The following is a 20,521-nucleotide window of genomic DNA, read 5'->3' on the forward strand; positions in this document are numbered from 1 at the left end:
CGAACATGACCGGACCGGAGACCCTCGCGGCCGCCGAGGGGGAGGGTGTCAGGCGAGCCGGTCACCAACACCGTCGGCGGTGACAGCCGGGGCGTTAGGCTGCGCCTGCCCCGATGACGGACGGAACGGCGAAAGCGATGTCGAGATGACGGCAGTTCCCCGAACGGCACGGCCGTCGGCTGCGCGACCGGCCCGGACGGTGCTTTTCGGATTCGGCCTGGCAGCTCTGCTCGGCACGGTCTTGTTGATGCTGCCGGTGGCCACGGAACCCGGTGCGCGCATCGATGTCGTGCGCGCGCTGTTCACGGCCACCTCGGCGGTGTGCATCACCGGCCTCGCGGTCGTCGACACCGGCACCACCTGGTCGATCTTCGGAGAACTCGTCATCCTCGGGCTGATTCAGGCCGGCGGACTCGGTGTCATGACCCTGGCGTCCCTGCTGGGTCTGCTGGTGTCGCGACGGTTCGGGATGCAGATGGAACTTTCCGCCCAACGCGAGACCAAAAGCCTCGCGCTGGGCGAAGTGCGGTCCGTGGTGGTCGGGGTGGTCAAGCTCAGTCTCGTCTTCGAAGTCATGATCTCGCTGGCGCTGACCCTGCGTCTCCTGCTCGGCCACGGCTACGCGTTCACGGAGGCGCTGCACTCAGGGATCTTCCACGGGATATCCGCGTTCAACAACGCCGGATTCTCCCTCTACGACGACGGAATGACCCGCTTCGTCGCGGATCCGTGGATTTCGGTGACGGTGTCATTCGCGGTCATCGCAGGGGGTCTTGGATTTCCGGTGTGGTTCGAACTCGGCCGCAGGCTCCGGAAGGGCCACCGGGGATGGACGATCCACACCAAGATCACACTGCTGGCCACCGGAATGCTGGTACTGGTGGGCTTCGTGGCCATCACGGCCAGCGAATGGAGCAACGACGCCACCTTCGGCCCCCTCACCGTTCCCACGAAGTTCCTCGCCGGCTTCTTCGCGGCGGTGATGCCCCGCTCGGGTGGATTGAACACCGTCGACATCGGCGAGATGAACTCGGTGAGCCTGCTGGTGCAAGACATACTGATGTTCATCGGTGGCGGCAGCGGTGGCACCGCAGGCGGCATCAAGGTCACCACGTTCGCGCTGCTGGCCTTCGCCATCGCGGCGGAACTGCGCGGGGAGCCGAGCGTGCACGTCATGGGCCGCAAACTGCCCGTTGACGTGCAGCGTCAGGCGTTGACCATCGTCCTGCTGACCGTGGGCCTGGTCGTGCTGACGACCACCACGTTGTTGGCCCTGACCGACTTCGCCATGGACGCGGTGCTGTTCGAAGCGATCTCCGCGGCCGCAACCGTGGGGTTGTCCACCGGTATCACCCCGGACCTGCCGCCAGCGGCGCACATGTTGATGTCGGCGCTGATGTTCATCGGTCGCCTCGGACCGATCACACTCGGCGCTGCCCTGGCACTGCGGACCCGTCCCAGGCGCTACGAACGACCGGAGGAAAGGCCCATCGTGGGATGATCCCGACACCACCCACCACTTGCAGCGCCATCACGTTCGGATGGCTCGCTCGGCAACGGTGAGACACCCGAACGGGTGCTCAACTGGTGTGCGCGGCAGGCTGGTCTGCGGTTCGTGCGGAGGCCTGGGCGGTGCGCCCATCGCGGTTTCCGCTGTCGGCGGGGTGTTGGCTGAACCAGTAGCCGTAGGAGACGTAGTCGGGCAGGGGGCTGAGGAACGCATCGTGCGAGCCGAACCGGAGGCGCAGGCTCTCGTCGGTGACGAACCGGGCGGGGATGGTGAAGGTGGGTTCGGCCCAGCCGGCGCGGGCGTCCGCGCGGTGCCAGGAGCCGACGCGGCGTCCGTCGACGGAGACCTCGATGCCGTATGGCGAGGTCTCGTCGTCGACGGCCTCGATGCGCCCGGTGATCGTCAACGGCAGCCCCGGGGTGAGGTGGCGGACCGTCATCGTTTCCCCGCCGAGGACTTTCCGACCGCTGTCGACGACCTGCCCCCGTCGTGTGCGCTCGGTGTCCAGGTCGGTGGTGGGTTGGAATCCCGTGTGCGCCGGGTCGACCTGGTAGTCGTGGGCCCGTTCGTCGTCGAGGTCGGCGACGTTGACGTGGTCGCGGACCGTGCCGGCTCGCATCGCCTTGAGCGGGGTGGTGTCGGGTTCGGCCGCGTCCCAGTCGGCGCGGTGGATGTGCACGACGTTGCAGTAGCGGGCCGCCTGGCAGGTGCTGCTCCCGCCGGGGGCGGTGTGGGAGTAGGTCGGCGAGTCGAGCCGGAAGGTCGCCAGCGGCTTGCCGGCGAACACGCCGCCGTGGACGAGGTCGTGGACCGACCAGTTGGGAAAGACCACGAAGTAGTCCGGGCGCTGCTGCTCCGGCATGTCGTGCAGCGCCTCGTACAAGCTCCCGGCGCCGTGGGTGCTGGGCACGGTGAGCTCGTTCGTGGCCAGGCCGATCAGGTCGACGATCCGGTGCTCGCCGAGGAACGCCGGCGCGCCGACGTCGTTGACCGCCACGACGGCGTCGGCGGGCAGGTGGCGATTCGCCCAGGTGGTGATGGAGACCTGCTGGTCGCGGATGCCGGCCGCCTGCTGACCGAGTCGAATGCCCCATCCCGGCGTGTGCACCACGGTGAACAGCAGCGCGCCGGTGAACACGAACGCTCCCGCTCGCCCGCGGCCGCGCTGCGAGTCGAGCGCGGAGGCGAGGCCGTGCAGGCCGACCGCGGCCAGCAGCACCAGGATCGGCAGGAACGGCTGGACGTAGCGCAGGTGGTGCACCGTGGGCGTGCTCATCGTCGAAATCGCCAACAGCACCAGCAGGAAACCCGCGAACAGGGCCAGCGCGATCGGGAAGTGGTCCGATTGCCGCCGGGCGAGCCGCACCACGCCCGCCAGCGCGGCGATCAGGGCCGCGGGAAAGAGGAAGTCGAAGCCTTCCAGACCGGTGAACACCCGCACGAACTCGGTGAAGTGGGCCAGCGCGGCGCCGGCGAATTCCGTCGGGTAGAAGATCGGCTCGTGCAGCAGGGACTTCGCCAGCATCCCGTTGGCCGAGGAACTCCCGGTCGCCGCGAGGTAGAACAGCGACTGGCCGCCGTAGGCGAGCACCGGAAGCGGCAGCAGCGCCAGGCGCACGAGCCCGCGGAACCGCTCGCCCGCTGCGCGGGCGCGGCGCAGGGCGATCCAGGACATCGCGACCGTCAGCACGACGACGAAGAGGAAGGCCTCCGGGCGGGCCAGCGAGGTGACGAACCCGAGGACCGGGGCGAGGACGAACCGCCCGCGCGGCGCTTCGACGACCACGGCCCACGTCGTCGCCGCCAGCAGGACGGCGACGACACCGATCTCCATGCCGCTGGCACCGCCCCAGACCAGCGCTCCGTTCACCGCGACGAGCAGGCCGGCCCAGATGCCGACCGCGCGGCCCGCGAGCCGGCCGCCGATCGCGCAGACGCACACCGCCGTGAGCGCCATGCACACGGCCCCGAAGATCATGGCCGTGGCCAGCAGGGCGTGGCCCTGCACTCCGAGCGCGGCGAAGCCTCCGAGCACGACCACGTAGAGCAGGCTGCTCGCGCCCTTGCTGACCGGATCACCGGTGTTGTACTCGAACGGGTGGCCGGAGCCGAACTGCGCGGCGTACTGCAGGTGGATGTAGACGTCATCCAGCGGCGGGACGAACGTCCAGTCGTTGTAGGAGAGGCTGATCAGGATGAAGCACGTCGACAGCAGCGCCGACAACGCCCCGACCGCCCAGTAGGCCGGGTCGAACCGACCAGCGAACCACCGGCGCCGGCCCGCTGCTGCCGGGTGGTCCGCAGGCCGGGCGGCCGTGTCGGCTGCGTGCTCATCGAGCGGCGCAGACGGCGGCAGGTGGGGACTTCGTTCGCGCGTCGTCTCAGCGCTCATGCGGTGGTTGCTCCCCTGCTCGGCACTCGGGCGCGCATGTCGGCGGCCCGCTGGACGAGCAAGCATTCTAAAGAGGCTCGGATTGCACCCCGCATCGGGACGAAAAAGAACGATTTGACATGATCGCCGGAATTGAATTGTCGCATTTCGCGGCTGCGGCGACACTTCGAGCCCGCTCGGAATCGCTGGTCGCGTGACGGACGTGTCACGCAGGACGGCCCCATCTGTGCGGTGTACGTGGCACGCTTGGTCGCGACCGGCTTGCACCGTCGACGAACCTGGGCCCGCCTGCTTGTTCGATCGAACGGCGAGCCAGTGGACGCGTCCCCGGGACTCGCCGCATCGGAGGGTCGCGGAACCGACCCCGTCCTACGGGGAGACACTGCTGTGCGGCCACTCGCGGAGGCGCTTGCGCCCGGTGACCTTGTCGCAGATCACACGAAGGGTGGCGGCGCCGATGATCGTCCACAGCATTGCACGCGCCCTCGTCGTCCGGCGGACTCCGTTCCTGATCAGACTGCGGCTCGCGCAGCTGTGCCATGCACCTGGACCGTTCCCGCGCGTCGGGCAGTCGTGCGCCTGCCCGCGTTGCGGCGTGTTCGACCTTTTAGGGTGAGTTGTGTGGCCGTGATGTGGATGTGCGCTCGTGACCGGGGTGGGGCCTGTGGCCGTTGAGTGGGTCTTGCTCGGGCTGGCGGTGGTGTTGGTCGGGGCGAACGCGGTGTTCGTGGCCGCCGAGTTCGGGTTGGTCACGGTCGACCGGGCGCGAGTGGATCGTGCTGCCGAAGCGGGCGATCGACGCGCACGAGGCGTGGCGTCCGCGTTGCGGTCGTTGTCGACGCAGTTGTCGGGTGCCCAGTTGGGCATCACGGTCACGAGCCTGGTCGTGGGCTACGTCGCCGAACCCTCCCTGGGGAGGCTGCTGCGCGGCCCGCTGCAGGCGGTGGGGCTGGGAGAGGCCGCCACGCCGGTGGCGTTCACCCTCGCTTTCGTGGTCGCGACCGGCGTGCAGATGGTGTTCGGCGAGTTGGTGCCGAAGAATCTCGCGATCGCGCGTCCGTGGCCCATCGCCCGCGTGGCCGCGCCGCTGCAACGGGGGTTCACGACCGCGGCGGGGCCGTTGATCCGCGTGTTGAACGGCTCGGCCAACGCGACGTTGCGGATGGTGGGGGTCTCCCCGCAGGAAGAGCTGGCCTCGGCCCGGTCACCGCAGGAACTGGCCTGGACGGCCCGTCATTCCGGCGAGCAGGGCACGTTGGACGCCGAAACCGTGCGGCTGGTGTCGCGCTCGCTGGCGCTGGGCGCGAAGACCGCCGCCGAGGTGATGACGCCGCGGCGGCGGGTGCGCACCGTGGCGGCAACAGCGCCGGTGGGCGAGGTCGTCGCATTGTCCGAGACCACGGGGCATTCCCGGTTCCCCGTTGTCGGGCACAGCGCGGATGATCCGGTCGGAGTGGTGCACCTCAAACAGGCCGTCGCCGTGCCGGAGCACGAGCAGCCTCACCAGCCGGTGAACACGGTCATGTCCCCTCCAGTACTGGTGCCCGAAAGCAAGGACCTCGACGGATTGCTGTCACTGCTGCGCCGCCAAGGCATGCAGTTGGCCGTCGTGGTCGACGAATACGGCGGCACGTCCGGGGTCGTCACGTTGGAGGATCTGCTCGAAGAACTGGTCGGCGAGATCAGTGACGAACACGACCCGGGCGGCGCGCCGATCCGGCAACGATCGGACGGGGTGTGGACGATTTCGGGGCTGGCCCGACCCGACGAAGTCGCTGAGCTGACCGGGGTCGCGCTGCCGGAACACGGCGAGTACGACACGATCGGCGGCCTGGTGCAGTACTCGCTGGGACGGATCCCGACCGCGGGGGACGTGCTCACCCTTGCCCTGCCGGACGGCAGCGTGGTGATCACGGTGCGGCGGATGGACGGATTCCGCGTCGACCGCGTCGACCTGCAGTGGCAACCGGCGGACCCGGCGAACGATACCGGGCAGGAGGAGCACGCCTGATGGGATCGATCCTGCTGGCCGTCGTGCTGTTGGGGGGCAACGCCTTCTTCGTCGGTGCCGAGTTCGCCCTGATCTCGGCGCGGCGCAGTCAGATCGAGCCGCGCGTCGCCTCCGGGGGACGGATGGCGCGAGTGACGCTGCACGCGATGGAACGCGTGTCGCTGATGATGGCCGCCGCCCAGCTCGGCATCACCGCGTGCTCACTGGGCCTGGGTGCGGTGGCCGAGCCGGTCGTGGCGCACTGGCTCGAGGCCCCGTTCACCGCCGCGGGCCTGCCGGACTGGTTGCTGCACCCGACGGCGTTCGTGCTGGCCCTCGCGGTGGTGACCTACTTCCACATGGTCTTCGGCGAAATGGTGCCGAAAAACCTCGCCCTGGCCGCGCCGGAACGAGCCGCGTTGCTGCTCGGACCGCCGCTGTACGGCCTCGTGCGGGTGGTCAAACCCGCCGTGGTCGTGCTCAACGCCCTGGCCAACGGTCTGGTGCGGCTGCTGCGGGTGACCCCGCGCGAGGAGGTCGCCGCCAGCTACAGCCGCGACGACATGGCAGCGTTGATCGACGAGTCCCACCAACACGGCATGCTGCCCAGCGCAGAACACGAGCTGCTGGAACGAGCACTGCAGTTCCCGCAGCACACGGTGGGCTCGGTGCTGCTGCCCCTGCGGGAACTGGTGACCCTGCCGGCCGCGGCCAGCCCGCAGACGGTGCAGGCCACGGCCACGCGCACCGGATTCTCGCGGTTTCCCATCACCGACGCCGCGGGTGAACTGACCGGCTACGTGCATCTGCGCGACGTGCTCTCCGCCGCCCGAACCGCACCGCAACCGGGACAGCCGCCACTGGCCGGGGCACTGCGCGCGTTGCCCACAGTACCGGCGCGCACCCCGCTGCACGAAGCCCTGCACACCATGCGCCGCCAAGGCACCCACCTGGCACGAGTCACCGGCACCCACGGCACCGTCCTCGGCGTCGTCGCCCTGGAAGACGTGCTCGAAGAACTCGTCGGCGAAATCCGCGACACCGCCCATCGCCGATCGGTGTAACCGCAGGAAGAGCACCGCGACGGAGGGTCAGGCGCGCCGTAGGCGTGCAGGGCGCTGTCACCGGGCAGCTCGGTCGCACCGCTGACCTCGACCGAGGCCGCGTACGAACTGGAGGCCCCGACGAGGCGGTCAGCGGTCTCCCCCGAATTGATGACCATGCCCTGCACCGGGGCGGAGGATCCCTCCGGGTGGACCTCGCCGGCCTGCGGGAAGGTGAACTGGACGTTGCGCATCGCGATGCCGCCCTTGTCCTCCGAGCCGCCGTTGACGGCCGCGACCTGGGTCTCCGCCGCCGCGTTCGTCAGCTCTCCCGTTGGTGTTCCGGAGCGCGGACGGGGAGGAGCGCGATGAGGCCGAGTGCGAGGACGAGCACGATTCCAGCTATGCCCGCCCGTTGGACGCCGAACACGGCGATGAAACCGCTGAAGGCCAACGGCCCCAGAAAGCTCACCGCCCGCCCGGTCGTCGCGTAGAGGCCGAACGCTTCTCCTTGACGGGCCGAGGTGCTGATCCGGGCCAGGAAGGTGCGACTGGCCGACTGGGTCGGTCCCACGAAGATGGCCAGTGCCAGCCCGCACACCCAGAACACCGTTTTTCCTTCGAGGACCATCAGAACGATGCCCATCAGTATCAGCGCGAGCAAGCCACTGACGATCAGTCGTTTCGGCCCGAGCAGATCGTCCAGCCACCCGCCGGTGATCGCACCGAGACCGGCAGCGAGGTTGGCCGCGATCGCGAAGAGCACCACCTCTGCGGCGCTGAAACCGAAGGTCCCCGCGGCGAGCACGCCGCCGAAGGTGAACACGGCGGCCAGTCCGTCGCGGTAGAGGGCACTGGCTCCGAGGAACCACAGGGTGCGGCGTTCGGTGCGCCACATGTCCCTGAGCCGTTTGCCGAGCGCGACGTAGCTGGCGAGGAAGCTGAGCCGCCGCGCGTCCTGCGACGGCGGGTTCTCCGGTACGAAGAGCAAGACCGGCAGCGCGAACATCGCGAACCACAGCGCCGAAAACACCGCGACCGCCCGGATGTTCAGACCGTCCTCGCTGGTCACGCCGAACAGGCCGACCTCAGGTCGGATGAAGGCGAACAGCACGATCACCAGCGCGATGAGGCCACCGCAGTAGCCCATCCCCCAGCCGAAACCCGAGACCCGCCCGACAGTTTCCCGTCGGGAGATCTGCACGAGCATCGCGTTGTAGTTGACCTGGGCGAACTCGAAGAAGACGCTGCCGACCGCGAGGAGCACCAGCCCCAGCAACAAGTAGGAAGGCTCGTCCCGGACGAAGAACAGCCCGCCCATGCTCGCAACGACCAGGCCAGTGTGGATGCCGAGCCACAGCTTGCGTCGGCCGCCGGCGTCGCTGCGTTGTCCGGTGATCGGCGCGAGTACCGCGATGAGCAATCCCGCGACGGCCAGGGCGGCGCCGAGGCCCTGCGAGCCGCTGTCCGGGTCCGGGGCCACGGTATCGGTCAGGTAGACCGTGAAGACGAAGGTCACGATGATGGTGTTGAACGCCGCCGAGCCCCAGTCCCACAAGGCCCAGCTGATCACGGCACGCCGCCCCCGGCGGACCCTCGACGACGCAGGAACAGGTGTTGTGGCCACATGGGCAAGGGTAGGGGCTTGCACGGTAATCAGCTTCGTTGGAAGCCGGAGCCCAGGAACCCCCGTGCGGCCGCGGCCGCCTCAACCTCGATTCCGGCGGCGAACTGGTGCGCCCGAGACGACGGCGAGATCGCCACCCTCGCGGGTGCACCGCCTCGTCATCGCCGCTGGCCTGGAGGTGGTCGGGCCACGCTCGGCGCGTTGCGGGAGCGGGGCGGTGCGGTCGGCCGCGGAGAAGGTGGTCACGCCCGCACGCGTACCTGTCGCGCCTGCCGCACGGTGGCCTTGCCACGGGTGCTAGTTGACGCAGGGGATGTCGTCGGCGGTGATGGCGTCGTCGCTCGGCTCCGGTGGCGCCGCAGGGGCGGCGGGGGCTTGGTGGGCGGAGCCGTCCAGCTGCACCGGGCCTTGTGCGGCGACGTTGGTTTGCAGCGCGGGGCCGTCGTAGTCATCGGCCAGCAGCACGCGGACCTCTCCCCGAGTCAGGGTGGGGTCTTCTCGCGTGGGGATCCCGTCGAGGCGATCGGCGACGAACCCGGCCGCCTGCTTCTCGCCCGGCGCGTAGCGCACCTGTGAGGTCTCGCGCGGATCGGCGTTGCCGGTATCGCCGACGGGCACGTCGTCGGCGGCGAGGTCCTCGGAGACGCGTCCGGCCAGTCCGGTGATGTCGGTGGTGTTGCGCACGTCCACCGTGGCCTGGGCCAACTGCCGGGGTGGCCGTGGCTCGGGCGGGCGACCGTCGTTGACGCGTTGGATCGTCTCGGCCACCTCGTCCGGGTCGACTTTCACGGCCTCGCCCTCGGGTGTGTCGTAGGCGGGGTTTTCCACCGGGATCGTGTCGAAGGTGAGGTCACCGCCGGCCAGGCCCTGCATCTGCTGGGCGAAGGAGAGCACGTCCCACCCGTCGTCGAGCACGAGCGAGTCCTGCACCGAGTCGAAGATCTCGCCCAACCGGCCCGGGTTGGCCAGCGTGCCGCTGGAAAGCATCGACCGGGCCAGCCCGGCCAGGAACGCCTGCTGGCGCTGCACCCGGTCCAAATCCCCCATCGGCAGGCCGTGCCGTTGGCGCACGAACGCCAACGCCTGCGAGCCGGACACCGTCTGCACCCCTGCGGAGAAGTCCGCACCCGAGTACGGGTCGTCGACCGGCTCGTTCAGGCACACCTGCACCCCGCCGACGGCCTGGGTCAACCGGTAGAAGCCCAGCAGGTTCACTTCGGCGTAGTGATCCACTCCCACCCCGGTGAGCTTTTCGACCGAATCCACCAACAACTCGCGCCCCTGTTCCGCGGACCGGCGGCGCAGCTCGGAGGGGTTGCTCATACCCTGCTGCTGCAGGTCTTGCTCGGCCTCACTCTTGGCTCGACCGTAGACCGAGTTGATCTTGTGTTCGCCGTAGCCGTCGGGCAACGACATGTACGTGTCCCGCGGAATCGAATACGCCACCGCACGGGAGCGGTCGTTGGGAATGTGCAGCAGGATCAACGTGTCGGTCAGGCTCGCGTCATTGTCACCGGCCTGCAGCTTGTCCAGCACCTCCTGCGGCAACGGGTTGCCCTGCGCATCGGTGCGGCTGTCCTTGCCGACCAACAAGATGTCGGTCGCCCCGTCCGCACCGGCGCCAGCCGTGACCTCGCTGGTGTTCATCCCCGCCCCGAGATCCCGCAATGCCACCCAGCCGTATCCGGTGACCACGAGCACCACGGCCGAGACCACCGCCAGCGCGCTGCGCAACCCCGCACGCCACCGCGGCGACAACCAGCGGCCACTGCCCGAGGACGACGGCACCCGGACCGTGGGCTCGGCGCCGGCCGTGCCAGCAGCCGGTCGGCCAGAGCCCGTACCGTCGACCGGTTGGTCTCGCTGGGGCGCACGCCGTGGTGCTTCCGCACCGCTCCGAGCGCGGGCGGACGTCTCCGAGTGGGGTGGTGGCTGCACCGGCCCGGTCAGCGAGCCCTGAAACGCCGGGCCCGGTTCCTGCTCACGCCGTCCCCGGGCGGTGTCAGGCCGTGCCGGCCGCGGGGGCGGGGCGGGTGGCGCAGCTCGCTGCGGCCTGCCACCGCGTTGATCCGGAGGGGGCGCGCCGGGACCGTGCCGGGACGCGGGGTTCTGCGGCGAACCGTGGCCAGGACGCTGTGCCTGTTCCCGGGGAGGCTGCTGCGCCGGTCCCTGGGAAGGCCGCTGTGCCGGCCTCTGAGGAGGTTGCTGCGCCGGCGGGCCGGGTTGGGAGTGGCCTCCGCGCGGCTCCCGCCCCTGCGGGGGTCGTCTGCGCGGGCCGTCGGCGCCTGCCAACATCCACCTCCCGTGCACTGGCGCGCGTGCTGCATCAGGTCGCCGCTGCCCCCGGTCGGCCTCGTTCCATGGTCCACACGTTCAGCCAGTCTGTGCCACGAGGGGCCACATGTCGGTAGGGTCAGACCCGTCTGGGCGAAGCCAGCTACCCCCGATGTGCCGACACCTCTGAACCGGAGGAGGGCCCGTGCCCGGCATCAGCGACCTGCTCGCCGCGCTCGGCACGCTGCCGCGGCCCGCGCTCATCGCCGCCACCGCCGCCCTGGCCCTGGCCGAATGCACCCTCGGCCTCGGCTTCGCCGTCCCCGGCGAAAGCGGCCTACTGCTGACCGCGGCAACAGTGACCACGCCGGACATGTTCGCACTGCTGACCGCCAGCGTGCCCCTCGGCGCCGCCGTGCGCTACCTCGAAGACATCCTCGGCCAGGCCAGCTGGCTCGTTCTCGGAGCCGTGGTTCTCGCGGTACTCGGCACCGTCGTCGTCACACGTCGCCGCCACCGCACCCAAGACCACGACGCCGCTGTCACGACTCGATGACCCGGAAGTCCCGGCCAGCGAGTACGCTGATCGCGCCCAACATCCTGGCTGGGCGCTTGCCGCGCCCCGAAGGCACCCCCCTTCGGGACGCCCCACCGGGGCTGACGCGTTCTCACGCACAACGTTGGCGCGCAACGTTCAGCTGGCGAGAAACACCAGCAGCATGACCACCGCAATACCTGCGCACACGAGAGTCAACGGCCACAGCTTCCGCCACCACGACCGCTCCGACGAACGAGTCCGATCACCGGTCCCCATGTCACCGAGCATAGTCGTGGGCTGACACTTGATGGCTGACCGAGAGGTTCACGCTCCTGTGTGGGGCGCATTGCGGCACAGAAACGGCGTCTGTCGTCAACGGAGGGGCGCAGTGGTGTTTCACATATCACGGCTCGTGATGACTCAATGCCCAATGTGACGATCCGGGCCTCGCGCCGAGCACGTCGGCTGAAATACCGCCCCCTTTCCTGCTCAGGCGGTTCCTCGTGTCGGACATGCGTGTGCTGTAGTTGTTCCGCACACGTGTCCGATCACGGCGCGGCCGGTCCAGGAACCAGCAAGCCCCGGCTGCCGCGCTGGCGGGGAAGAAAGGTTCGTTGCCGGTGCCCGACGAGTACTCGATCCGGTTCGTCAACATCCTGGTCACTTTCGTGAGACGACGCTGAGTAGCCCCATGCCCTCGCACGAACCGCACCACACACCCAGCACGCACCACCCGTCGACCGCTCAGCGGGCGCGATCCGAGGGTGGGCATCTGTACCAGATCAACCTGTTCCGGGTACTCAGCTTCGCCAGCGTGATCCTGATCCACGTGCTCAGCGGGGCGGCGCTGCTGCCGAGCATGCCCTCGCACGCGGTGCAGATGCTGTTGCACTTCACCCGCGAGGCGTTCTTCGCGCTGACCGGGTTCGTCCTGACCTACCAGGCCCTGCGCCGTCCCCTCCCGGCGCGGCAGTTCTGGCGCAAACGCTTCCCCTGGGTTGCCGCGCCCTACCTGACCTGGAGCGTGGTGTACTGGATCCGGTTCACCTGGGGCGCCTGGCCGCAGACCACCCTCGAGGACGCCCTCGACGGCCTCCTGCTGGGCCTGGTCACCGGCGGACACTGGTACCACCTGTACTTCCTGCTGGTCACCCTGCAGATGTACCTCGTCTTCCCCGCACTGCTGCGGCTGGTGCGCGCCACCGCCGGCCAGCACCGATGGTTGCTCGCGGCCAGCATCGCCGCACAGCTGGCCCTGGCCGGACTGGCCAGCTACGCCCCGCGGACAGGCCTGTGGACGCCCGTACTGGATGAGCACATCGACGTGATGCTGCCGGCCTACCAGCTCTACGCCCTCGTCGGCATGCTCACCGCGTGGCACTTCGACGCGATCCACGCCTGGGTGCGCCGGCACGGCCGGATCGTCCTGGCCGCGCTCGCCGGTACCGCACTGCTGGCGCAGGCCTGCTACTGGACCGTCGTGGCCCACGGCATGTCGCCGCTGCGCGCCGGCACCGTGTTCCAGCCCTGGCTGGTGCCGTACTTCCTCACCGTGCTGGCCACGTTGTACGCCGTCGGCAGCTGGTGGGCCGTGCACCGGCGACCGGGCGACCGGGCCTCCCGCGTGATCACCTACGCTTCCGAGCGCTCCTTCGGGATCTTCTTGGCCCACCCGCTCGTCCTCGATGCCTTGCTCGCCCCCTTCCGCGCCCTCGCCGCCACGATCGGCCCCCTGGCCAGCCTCGCCCTGCTGTACCTGGCCACCATCGCCGGCACCGTGCTGCTGACCGAACTCCTGCGCCACCTCCCCGGCAGCCGCGCCCTCACCGGACGGGCCCGACTTCCCTGGCCCCCGCTCCCGCAGTTCGGACATCCCCGCAACTCATGACCAGCCCGCCGGACGACGAGGTAGCAGAGCCTGCCGGCGAAGCTCCAACCGCCGCGGGGGCCGCGCGGCGTGGTGCGTGCAGTCGCATTCGCATCGCTGCCTATTCACCGCTACGGTGACACCGGCCCCTGAAAAGGCCCCGGCACCGTCAACAGAATGCACTGAGGGATCATGCGCAACACATACACCAATCTCCTCGGGCTGTTCACTCTCCTGTTCTTTCTCCCACTGCTGGTCCTGGTCGGCCGATCGACGCTCACCGGATTCCGAAGAATCGACGAAAACGCCTATATCGACACTCTTGCCAACCCCGTGACGCTGCTCGGCGGGCTCCTCGCAGCGCTGTGGATCCTCTTGAAGCTCACCGCGGGCGATCAACCCTCAAGCGGTCAAAACGACCAGGAAACGTGAATCCTCCGCGCTCGGAACGGGCGCCCCAGAAGGGGACTCCGCGGGGCAGTCGAGCACGGCCGAGTCCCGGCGCGGAGAATTTGGCCGACGAAGAACACCAGCAGCAGTACTGCTGCAACTGAACCGTCCTGGGTGGGTTGGAGGCGAACTGGCCGCGGAACTCGGCTAGCGTTTCCGCCACCTTGGACTTCCCCGGGGTGACGATGTTGCGCCACTCCCGGCCGTCCGGCAGCGTCACGGACTCCGAAACCGGTCCGCCCGCGTACACGGTGTCGCCGCTGTGCGGGAAGAAGTCGGGATCGCGGGCGGTCATCGCCGAGTAGATCGGCATGCCCCGATATCCGGGTTGATCCCCCAGCCCTGTCCGGCGACGTCGCCCGACCACGGGAAACGTACGTCCCGCCGGTCCACGGCCGCGGTGCGGAACCTGCCGGTCAGTGGTTCGCTGTCGGCGCGACCCTCGACATCCTGGGCGATGACGCGGTAGTGCATCTCCTGTCCCGGTGGCAGGCCGGTCAGCAGCAGCTCGCCGGTGCCGTCGGCCTCGGGGTGAGCATCGGGCCGGGAATCCGCACGGCGGCGCGAAACTCCGAGTTGCGGGCGACCTCGACGAACATCCGGGACGGACGGTCCGCTCGGGTCCACACCACGGCGCCGTCCTGTCGGGGATCACCGAGCTGCGCGCCGTGCGTGAGCACCGGACGATCGGCGCGGACGAACCCGGGAGCTGCAGTGGCGGTCGGGGACACGGCCAGACCAGTGGCGGCCAGGCCAAGACCGGTGGCTCCGTGGCGGAGGAGAGCACGTCGATTCAGGCGCACGGGACGGTGTCGACACGTCCGCAGTGGCGCACTCGTCACACCGACACGACGAACACGTGAACCAGGCACCGGGCTCGAGGTGAGACAGACGCCACAGCTGCGCGCGCCTTCGACCTCGATCACGCCCCGATCGCCCTGAGCATGATCAGCGATCCGGGCCAGGTCGAAAACGCTGACTGTCCTGAACTGCGAGAACCACGAGGTGAACGCGTTCCTGACCATCGCTGGAAACCCGACCCCACTGAAGCGGATGCGCGGTGATGCGCATGCCCGATGCGCTGATGCGCATCACCGGGTGATCATGCGTTGGTAGGACGCGTGCCGCTCCGCGGCGACCGGCGCGCGCCGCGTCGTCGCATGACGGGTGGCAAGGCGGAACTCGGTCACCGATCACCGGCGCGGGAGTCCGCCGCGGTGCCGTCTCCGGCCGCGCCGGAATCCGGCCGCGAACAGCCCCGGCCCCGTGGACCCTCCGCGAAGTCGGAGGGACCGGAGTCGGGCACGTCGTCGTCGAGCTCGCCCCGCTCGAGCAGGTAGGCCGCGGTGTTCACCTCGATGGTGCGGTCGCGGTCACGGCGCTCGGCCATCCCAGCACTCCTTTCACCCGGGAAAAGTATCCGCCCTCGGCGAGACCGACGCATCTCCTCGGCCACGCCGATCACCGACGGTCGCAAAGGACGATCATCCGATGGAAGGAGAGTGCCGCGGCGGCGGCACGGCAGCCCCGAAGCGGCGTGCGGAGGTGGCACGATCCCGGCAGGATGCCGCTATGAAGGTCAACAGCCTCTCCCGCGTCCCGTTCGGCACGGCGTTGCCGCCGGAATGTTCCGGCACGGTGACCGAGCACGTCGACGGCACCGAAGGGCCCTGCTCCCGCGGAACCACCTGCACCGGTGGGTACCACGCCCGGGCCGAGGAATGCGTCTTCGCTCCCGAGCAGTGCCGCTACTGCCTCGCGCTGCGCTGCGAGCACAACGTCATCGAACACCGCACCGGCGCCGAGGAATGCCTCGGCCACGGCGCGGCGTGCCCACCCGGGGCCTGGCACAGCGGGGTGCACGTGGACTGCCTCGACGTCTGCGGCACCGAGCACGTCTGCCCACCGCGGCGCGCACTACCAGGCAAGGCCGGCCTCAACTGACCCGGCACGGGTTCCGGCGCTGTTTCCACCGCTGCCCTCGGTGCGTCGGCACCGAGACTCGTGCGCAGGCGGCGACCGTGCGCACGGATGCACCTGGTCGCCGTGCTGCGCGGCGGCTTCCCACAAGGCATCCAGCACGGCCGAGTGCTGCTGCAGCCGTCGGCGGCGGGCCGGGGCCGGTGGTTTCTTCCGGCTCGGCGGCCCACTGCCCACAGCGCCGCAGCACCGTCGCCGGTTCTGCGGCAACACCAGAAACCGCGCAGAACTCGGAACTGCCACGCGCGCAGCCAGCCGTCATCGCGGCTGCGCCTGAGCCGCAAGGCAGTCGGGACGGGCGGAATCCGCGAGGCCACCGCTACGACCATCGCCGAGGCCGCGGTGGAAGCGGCAAAAACACAGACCACCACGATGTCCGGCGAGGAGGTCACCGCACAGCTGGTAGCGGGGCTGGCCGAGGACATGCTGCGCCTCGATGACCGCATCGCCGAACTGGATATCGCCATCGAGAGCCGATTTCGCCGCCACCGACTGGCCGAAGTGATCACCACCATGCCCGGCATAGGCTTCCGCCCCGGCGCCGAATTCCTCGCCGCCACCGGAGATCCGAGCTGGTTCGCCTCCGCCGGGCACTTGGCCGCCTATGCCGGCCCGGCGGCGTAAGTAGCTGTCACCGAACCCTGCATCAGCCCCGCGACACCACACCGCCGAGCGAGTACGATCTTGCTCGCATCGCGTGTTGTCGTGCCGCGGGGAAGGAGAGCCAGGATGGGTGAATCGGCGTTGCCGCCCAGCCAGCAGCCGCACACGGGAGTGGATGGGACCGTGCCGCATTCGGCGCGGCTGTACAACTACTGGCTCGGCGGTAAAGACCACTACGCGGTGGACCGCGAGGCAGGCGAGCAGTACGAGCGGATGTTTCCCGGCATCACTCAGCAAGCCCGCGACAGTCGGAGCTTTCTCGCGCGGGCCGTGCGGTATCTCGTCGACGAGTGCGGCATCCGCCAGTTTTTAGACATTGGCACCGGTCTGCCCACTGCTGAGAACACGCACGAGATCGCGCAACGATGCGCGCCGGAATCGCGCATCGTCTACGTCGACAACGACCCGCTCGTGCTGACCCACGCTCGTGCGCTGCTTGCCAGCACTCCAGCCGGTGCCACCGACTATTTGGATGCCGACCTGCGCGATCCCGCAACGATCCTGCGCCGCGCCGCCGAGACACTGGATCTCACCCGCCCGGTGGGGCTGCTGTTCATCGCGGTGTTGGGCCACATGCCCGATCACGCGAGTACCCAGACGATCGTGCATCAGCTGCTGGGCGCGCTCCCGGTGGGCAGCTATCTCGTCATCAACGACGCCACCAACACCAATCCGGAACACGCCCAGGCCCAGGACCAGTACAACAGCGGCGAGGCCGTGCCCTACCGGCTGCACACCCCGGACCAATTCGCCGAGCTGTTCCAGGGGCTCGAGTTGATCGAACCGGGAATCGTGCCCACCACGCACTGGCACGCGCACACCGCGCCACCGACCACCATCCCCGCCTCCTGGTCCACCCGCGCTGCCATCGGGTACAAAACCTCGGCCACCCCACCTCCGACAGCACCGAGCACGCGTAACCAGGGAGCCTCGATCTAACGGCGCTGTCCAAGGTGCGTGATCACCAACCAACGCAGGTCGACACGGTCGTCGAGATCACCGTCGGCGCGACCGCACGCGTGTTGTTGTGCCACGGATGCGACGCGGCAAAGCCGCAGTCCTCGGGGCGTGCTGGTGACTGGCCTGGTACCCGCCGCGTCGCGGCCCCGGCGGCGCCTACCCCGGAGGCGGCGCGTCGCGGACCGCCACCGTGGTCGAGGTCACCGGCGGGGATACCTTCGACGTTGCCAGCGGGGACACGGTGCGGCTGCTGGGCATCAGCTCCTGCGAGACCAGCACCAGGATGATGCTGGGACGATCGCTGTCCGGGCATCGACACGGTCCAGCCCGCCAAAGCGGGAACGCTCCACGCAGCGTGCTGGCCGTGCTCACCAACCGCCTCTACCTCGGCGAACTCACCTTCCGCGACACCCACGTGCCCCAGGCCCACACCCCGCTGATCCCCCACGAACTCTTCGACCGCGCCCACCAACTGCGCACCCACCGCCGCGACCGCCGCACCCCAACCACCTGCACCCCGTCCACCAGCGACTTCCTTCTCAGCGGACTGCTGCACTGCCCCCACTGCCACGCAGCCATGGTCGGCACCCGCTCCACCGGCAAAACCAAAACCTACCGCTACTACACCTGCTCAACCCGCGCCCGCTACTCCACCGAGGCCTGCAACGCCGACCGACTCGCCGCCGACGCCCTCGAACACGCCGTGCTCCAGTCCCTGACCCGCATCTACCGCGACCAGCGCCACCTGCTGCACGACGCCGTCACCACCGCCCAACACCGAGCCCGCGCCCAGCAACACCACCTGCGCGCCGAACACGACACCGTCACCGCCGAACGCACCCGCACCGACCAAGCCCTGCAACGACACCTCACCGCCTTCGAACACGGCGAACTCGACACCACCGTGCTCAGCACACGCGTCGACGAGCTGACACGCACGCACCGCCAGCTGGCCACCCGCGAGCAGGAACTCACCACCCAGCTGATCGAACCCGCCCACCCGGACGAGGCCACCCTCGAGGCCATCACCGAGCAGCTCGACACCGTCCTCGCCACCGGCCCCCAGGCCGAGGCCAAAGCCGTGCTCGCAGAACTCGTCGCCACCGTGCGCGTCACCGGGCCCCAGCACGTCGTGCCCGTGTTCCGCGTCCCGGCCGGCGACGCCGCGCCCGCGGCATCCTCGCAGGGCACAGAATCGCCGGCCGGGGTTCGCACGGTGCCACATCAGCGGAGGCGGACGGGAACCGACGCGCACACCGACCTCGTCGTCGAAGCACCGGAGATCGAACTCCCCGCCCTGCAACGCCAACCATGCAAACGGGGCCGCACCGGAAAGGGAACCCCCAGCCAGCATGATCCCGAGGAGGCAACACCAACCTCACCCCCAAGCACAGCCGCCGCCCTCCACACGCCCGGCCAAGGGCGTGCGCACGACGGCAGAAGAAGCCAGCGCTGCGCACGCCCACGAACAACACACCTGCACACAGCATCCGCGCGAGATACGACGCGTACTTGTGTAGGAGGGGGCGAACCGAGCCGGATCCCCACGCTCGTTCCGGCAACCGAACTCCAACTGGGACACCGGTCGTGAGCAGGTGCGGACTTACCAGGTCGCCGCGGGCGGCGCGGCCTCAGCGCGGATTCTGTGCCGCCCGGGCATTCCGCTCCGCCGAGCAACAGCTCGGCGGAGCGGATCCCCCGGAGCCACCGACCACCGGAACGCTACCGACCTGAGCAGGAACAGGGTTTGCCCTGTATTCGAAGAGGACCTCGCCACCGAGGGCCCGGTCACGCCTCCGGCTTCTCGACGCCGGATACCGTCGCCGCCGCGGCCCTCTCACCTTCCCAGTAGTCCGCTCCGCGGATGCCGAGCCGGTTCGGGTCGAATACTGGGTCGAGACCGGTCCGCCGCTGGTGGTCGTAGTCCTTGATCACCTTGCGGACCACCGGGGTCAGCAGGAAGCCGCCCGACGCTGGCGGGTGAAGATCGAGCGCAGCGTCCGCTACATGGTCGCCCAGCTGCCGCAAGACCACTTCGACCCCAACCTCTGGGTCACCCTCGCCGGCAAACCTCCCCTCCGCCGCGACGATCCGCGGGGCCTCCACTGAGCACACCGGTCACCACGGGGGTCAGTCCTCCGGACCGCTGCCGCGCCCTCGACGGACCCGCGACGCCGCAGCGGTACATCGCTGCCGAGGGCGGGTGCACACCTCGGATACTTACCGCGAGGCAGAGCGCGACCGGCGAGGCGGCGTCCTGCCAGGGCCTCGCCTCGACGCCGCACGTCGCAGCTCCTGCCGGATCGCGCCCGTGCCTTCCCCTCCCGGCGTTTCAGCTCTCCCGAGGGCCACCGACCCCCGTGGCCCGCAGGCGCCCGAGATCACGCGGCCTCACCTGGTTGGGAGGAGCAAACAGCAGAGAGTTTGTGGGCTTCGGCGACCAGGTACTGGGCGATGCGCTTCTCGTCCTCCTCGTCGCAGCGGATTTCCGGGGCCGCGAGCATGAGGCTTCCGATCGCCGAATCGCCGACCACGATGGGGGCAGCGAGCCCGACGGCCCCCGCGGTGATCACACCGCGGGAAACCGCATATCCGCGCCGGCGGATCTCGACGCACTCGCCCTGCAGTTCGTCGAGCCGTTCGAGGTGTCCCGCCTCGTGCAGGGCGTCGATCACGGAGCTCCGCTCTTCCTCCGCCAAGTGCGCGAGGATGACCACCCGCGAGGCGCCCGTCGTGAGCGGCAGCCGCATGCCCACGTGCTCCCGCAGAGCCAGTCTGTGCGGGCTCTCGACGAAGTCGGCATAGGTGGCGTGGATCCCGTCGCGCAACGCGAGAACCGAGGTCTCCGAGGTCGCCTCGGTGAGACGCTCCAAGTACGGGCGCGCGACGTCGCGCAGGGTGATCTGCTTGCTGGCCGCCCCTCCGAGTCCAAGAGCGAACGGGCCGAGGGTCCACCGCTTCGAATGCGGATCTTGCATCGTCAGCCCGGTCTCGGCCAGGTCTCCGAGCATGCGGTGGACCGTCTGCACGGACAGCCCCGTTTCACGTGCGATCCGGCTCGCCGTCAGCGCTCCTTGACCGCTCCGTTCGACGAATACAGCCAAGACGGCCGCCACGCGGGCGGCCACCCCCTTCGGGGCTTGACGAGGTTCGACGGCTCCATTGACAGCCCCACTCATGTGACCTACTTTACCGCTTATCGCTCAACATGAAGACTTCTCATTCTA

The 20,521-nt window shown here is 69.3% G+C and carries 18 protein-coding genes and 1 pseudogene; 11 read left to right on the forward strand and 8 right to left on the reverse strand.

Annotation, left to right across the window (positions count from 1 at the left end; all coding sequences use genetic code 11):
• Positions 1-79: 79 nt before the first annotated feature.
• Positions 80-1,501, forward strand: coding sequence for a TrkH family potassium uptake protein (locus tag ACYVJE_RS04770; RefSeq protein ID WP_461143450.1), 1,422 nt, complete (start codon positions 80-82; stop codon positions 1,499-1,501).
• A 79-nt stretch (positions 1,502-1,580) separates the two neighbouring features.
• On the opposite strand, the gene ACYVJE_RS04775 is transcribed toward ACYVJE_RS04770, so the two are convergent.
• Positions 1,581-3,902, reverse strand: a complete 2,322-nt coding sequence (locus ACYVJE_RS04775; protein ID WP_461143451.1) for a hypothetical protein — start codon at positions 3,900-3,902, stop codon at positions 1,581-1,583.
• Positions 3,903-4,566: 664 nt separating this feature from the next.
• Here ACYVJE_RS04775 and ACYVJE_RS04780 point away from each other — a divergent pair.
• The gene (locus ACYVJE_RS04780; RefSeq protein ID WP_461143452.1) at positions 4,567-5,913 is read left to right on the forward strand and encodes a hemolysin family protein; all 1,347 of its coding nucleotides are present in this window, start codon (positions 4,567-4,569) and stop codon (positions 5,911-5,913) included.
• A complete protein-coding gene (locus ACYVJE_RS04785; protein WP_461143453.1) occupies positions 5,913-6,956 on the forward strand; it encodes a hemolysin family protein in 1,044 nt (347 codons plus the stop codon). Before ACYVJE_RS04780 ends, ACYVJE_RS04785 begins: the two co-directional genes overlap by 1 nt.
• Positions 6,957-7,257: 301 nt before the next feature.
• Here ACYVJE_RS04785 and ACYVJE_RS04790 read toward each other — a convergent pair whose 3' ends face one another.
• Both ACYVJE_RS04790 and ACYVJE_RS04795 read right to left on the reverse strand, forming a co-directional pair.
• Positions 7,258-8,508: an MFS transporter gene (locus ACYVJE_RS04790; protein WP_461143454.1), complete on the reverse strand. Its 1,251-nt coding sequence runs from the start codon at positions 8,506-8,508 to the stop codon at positions 7,258-7,260.
• A 351-nt stretch (positions 8,509-8,859) separates the two neighbouring features.
• A complete protein-coding gene (locus tag ACYVJE_RS04795; RefSeq protein ID WP_461143455.1) occupies positions 8,860-10,296 on the reverse strand; it encodes an LCP family protein in 1,437 nt (478 codons plus the stop codon).
• Between the two features lie 745 nt (positions 10,297-11,041).
• Here ACYVJE_RS04795 and ACYVJE_RS04800 point away from each other — a divergent pair.
• From ACYVJE_RS04800 to ACYVJE_RS04810, 3 genes are all read left to right on the forward strand, one after another.
• Positions 11,042-11,392 (forward strand): hypothetical protein, encoded by a 351-nt coding sequence (locus ACYVJE_RS04800; RefSeq protein ID WP_461143456.1) that lies wholly within the window; start codon positions 11,042-11,044, stop codon positions 11,390-11,392.
• Between the two features lie 673 nt (positions 11,393-12,065).
• Positions 12,066-13,262, forward strand: a complete 1,197-nt coding sequence (locus ACYVJE_RS04805; RefSeq protein ID WP_461143457.1) for an acyltransferase — start codon at positions 12,066-12,068, stop codon at positions 13,260-13,262.
• 171 nt (positions 13,263-13,433) lie between these two features.
• Entirely contained in the window at positions 13,434-13,673 is a 240-nt protein-coding gene (locus tag ACYVJE_RS04810) for a hypothetical protein (protein WP_461143458.1), read from the forward strand.
• Positions 13,674-13,809: 136 nt separating this feature from the next.
• On the opposite strand, the pseudogene ACYVJE_RS04815 reads toward ACYVJE_RS04810, so the two are convergent.
• Both ACYVJE_RS04815 and ACYVJE_RS04820 read right to left on the reverse strand, forming a co-directional pair.
• A pseudogene (locus tag ACYVJE_RS04815) lies at positions 13,810-14,494 on the reverse strand (alkaline phosphatase D family protein); the annotation flags it as partial.
• 383 nt (positions 14,495-14,877) lie between these two features.
• A complete protein-coding gene (locus ACYVJE_RS04820; RefSeq protein WP_461143459.1) occupies positions 14,878-15,081 on the reverse strand; it encodes a hypothetical protein in 204 nt (67 codons plus the stop codon).
• A gap of 182 nt (positions 15,082-15,263) precedes the next feature.
• Between ACYVJE_RS04820 and ACYVJE_RS04825 the strand changes: the two genes are divergently transcribed.
• From ACYVJE_RS04825 to ACYVJE_RS04835, 3 genes are all read left to right on the forward strand, one after another.
• On the forward strand, positions 15,264-15,635 hold the full coding sequence (locus ACYVJE_RS04825; RefSeq protein WP_459159527.1) for a hypothetical protein: 372 nt from the start codon (positions 15,264-15,266) through the stop codon (positions 15,633-15,635).
• A gap of 87 nt (positions 15,636-15,722) precedes the next feature.
• Entirely contained in the window at positions 15,723-16,295 is a 573-nt protein-coding gene (locus ACYVJE_RS04830; RefSeq protein ID WP_461143460.1) for a transposase, read from the forward strand.
• Positions 16,296-16,400: 105 nt separating this feature from the next.
• Positions 16,401-17,273, forward strand: a complete 873-nt coding sequence (locus ACYVJE_RS04835) for an SAM-dependent methyltransferase (protein ID WP_461143461.1) — start codon at positions 16,401-16,403, stop codon at positions 17,271-17,273.
• Positions 17,274-17,450: 177 nt separating this feature from the next.
• Here the strand turns inward: ACYVJE_RS04835 and ACYVJE_RS04840 are convergent, their stop codons facing one another.
• Positions 17,451-17,573, reverse strand: coding sequence for a hypothetical protein (locus tag ACYVJE_RS04840; RefSeq protein ID WP_461143541.1), 123 nt, complete (start codon positions 17,571-17,573; stop codon positions 17,451-17,453).
• A gap of 7 nt (positions 17,574-17,580) precedes the next feature.
• Between ACYVJE_RS04840 and ACYVJE_RS04845 the strand changes: the two genes are divergently transcribed.
• Positions 17,581-18,885: a recombinase zinc beta ribbon domain-containing protein gene (locus ACYVJE_RS04845; protein ID WP_461143537.1), complete on the forward strand. Its 1,305-nt coding sequence runs from the start codon at positions 17,581-17,583 to the stop codon at positions 18,883-18,885.
• Between the two features lie 197 nt (positions 18,886-19,082).
• Here ACYVJE_RS04845 and ACYVJE_RS04850 read toward each other — a convergent pair whose 3' ends face one another.
• On the reverse strand, positions 19,083-19,241 hold the full coding sequence (locus ACYVJE_RS04850; protein WP_461143462.1) for a hypothetical protein: 159 nt from the start codon (positions 19,239-19,241) through the stop codon (positions 19,083-19,085).
• A gap of 33 nt (positions 19,242-19,274) precedes the next feature.
• On the opposite strand from ACYVJE_RS04850, the gene ACYVJE_RS04855 reads away from it, so the two are divergent.
• Positions 19,275-19,403 carry a hypothetical protein gene (locus tag ACYVJE_RS04855; RefSeq protein ID WP_461143463.1) on the forward strand — a complete coding sequence of 43 codons (129 nt, stop codon included), beginning with the start codon at positions 19,275-19,277 and terminating at the stop codon, positions 19,401-19,403.
• Positions 19,404-19,675: 272 nt separating this feature from the next.
• On the opposite strand, the gene ACYVJE_RS04860 is transcribed toward ACYVJE_RS04855, so the two are convergent.
• Positions 19,676-20,473 (reverse strand): IclR family transcriptional regulator, encoded by a 798-nt coding sequence (locus tag ACYVJE_RS04860; protein WP_461143464.1) that lies wholly within the window; start codon positions 20,471-20,473, stop codon positions 19,676-19,678.
• Between the last annotated feature and the right edge of the window lie 48 nt (positions 20,474-20,521).

The organism is Salinifilum aidingensis, assembly GCF_054782015.1.

What these genes read in the sequence shown, in the direction of transcription:
- ACYVJE_RS04775 (WP_461143451.1), bottom strand. Translation starts at nt 3,902, where the DNA reads ATGAGCGCTGAGACGACGCGCGAACGAAGTCCCCACCTGCCGCCGTCT.
- ACYVJE_RS04785 (WP_461143453.1), top strand. Translation starts at nt 5,913, where the DNA reads ATGGGATCGATCCTGCTGGCCGTCGTGCTGTTGGGGGGCAACGCCTTC.
- ACYVJE_RS04805 (WP_461143457.1), top strand. Translation starts at nt 12,066, where the DNA reads ATGCCCTCGCACGAACCGCACCACACACCCAGCACGCACCACCCGTCG.
- ACYVJE_RS04810 (WP_461143458.1), top strand. Translation starts at nt 13,434, where the DNA reads ATGCGCAACACATACACCAATCTCCTCGGGCTGTTCACTCTCCTGTTC.
- ACYVJE_RS04820 (WP_461143459.1), bottom strand. Translation starts at nt 15,081, where the DNA reads ATGGCCGAGCGCCGTGACCGCGACCGCACCATCGAGGTGAACACCGCG.
- ACYVJE_RS04825 (WP_459159527.1), top strand. Translation starts at nt 15,264, where the DNA reads ATGAAGGTCAACAGCCTCTCCCGCGTCCCGTTCGGCACGGCGTTGCCG.
- ACYVJE_RS04830 (WP_461143460.1), top strand. Translation starts at nt 15,723, where the DNA reads ATGCACCTGGTCGCCGTGCTGCGCGGCGGCTTCCCACAAGGCATCCAG.
- ACYVJE_RS04835 (WP_461143461.1), top strand. Translation starts at nt 16,401, where the DNA reads ATGGGTGAATCGGCGTTGCCGCCCAGCCAGCAGCCGCACACGGGAGTG.
- ACYVJE_RS04845 (WP_461143537.1), top strand. Translation starts at nt 17,581, where the DNA reads ATGCTGGGACGATCGCTGTCCGGGCATCGACACGGTCCAGCCCGCCAA.
- ACYVJE_RS04860 (WP_461143464.1), bottom strand. Translation starts at nt 20,473, where the DNA reads ATGAGTGGGGCTGTCAATGGAGCCGTCGAACCTCGTCAAGCCCCGAAG.